This window comes from Polynucleobacter sp. 39-46-10 (assembly GCF_002282275.1).
In genome coordinates, this window is sequence record NZ_NCJB01000528.1 from 1 (window position 1) to 1177 (window position 1177).

Consider the following 1177-nt stretch of genomic DNA (forward strand, 5'->3'; position numbering starts at 1 on the left):
AAAGAGATTATTGCTGAGTGGATTTCTTTCAGGGTGGGAACTGTTACAAGACGTACTCAGCACCGCTTGGGTAAAGTCAACGATCGGATGCATATTTTGGAAGGGCGCCTTATTGTTCTTCTCAATATTGATAAGGTCATCAAGATTATTCGCAATAGCGATGAACCTAAGGCTGATCTTATTAAAGAGTTTAAGCTGAGCGATCGTCAAGCCGAAGATATTTTGGATATCCGTTTGCGTCAGTTGGCTCGATTGGAAGGCATCAAAATTGAGCAAGAATTAAAAGAGCTCAAGTCTGAGCGTGATGATCTTGAAGGTTTGTTGCAGAGTGATACTGTATTGCGTAAGCGCATCATCAAAGAAATTGAATCTGATATGAAAGATTTTGGTGATGATCGCCGTACATTGATTCAGGAAGATAAGCGCGCTGTTGCTGAGACTAAGGTATTGGATGAACCGGTAACGGTGATCGTGTCTCAAAAGGGTTGGGTACGTGTACGCCAGGGTCACGAGCATGATGCAACGCAGTTTGGCTTCAAAGCGGGTGATGCCCTCTATGCCACATTTGAGTGCCGCACAGTTGATGTGATGCAAGGCTTTGGTAGTGATGGCCGTGTCTATACAGTTCCCGTCAGCGAATTACCAGGTGCTCGTGGCGATGGTTCACCATTAACGAGCTTTGTGAACTTGGCAGCTGGATCGCAGATGGTGGCCTACTATGCCGGTCAATCTGATGATCTTGTACTGATCTCAACTCGATCTGGTAATGGCTTCCTAGCAAACGTTGCAGACATGACTACCCGTAATAAGGCTGGTAAGTCATTCGTTGGCATCGATAGCAAATTCCCAGGCGGTGATGCACCGCTCGGAGCTGCTAAGGTGACTGCTGGCATGAAGCAAGTTGCCTGCTTATCTGAAAGCTCGAAGTTGCTAGTTTTCCCACTCGATGAACTCAAGCGTTTACCTACTGGTGGTAAAGGTGTAATTTTGATGGGCTTGGACGATAAGGAGAAACTGGCTTCTGCAATTGCGGTGGGTCCTGATGGCGCTACATATTCTGGTGCTGGTCGTGCAGGTAAGCCAACAGAGTTGAGTCTCGACGCAAAAACTCTGAAGTCTTTTGCAGGTAATCGCGCTCGTAAGGGACACTTTGTAGAGCCAAGACTCAAGGATGGAA

The 1177-nt window shown here is 46.7% G+C and carries 1 protein-coding gene; it reads left to right on the forward strand.

The genetic code is table 11. From position 1 onward, the window contains the following. A partial coding sequence (locus tag B7X71_RS17425; RefSeq protein ID WP_293601669.1) for a DNA gyrase subunit A occupies positions 1–1177 on the forward strand: 1177 nt, incomplete at both ends.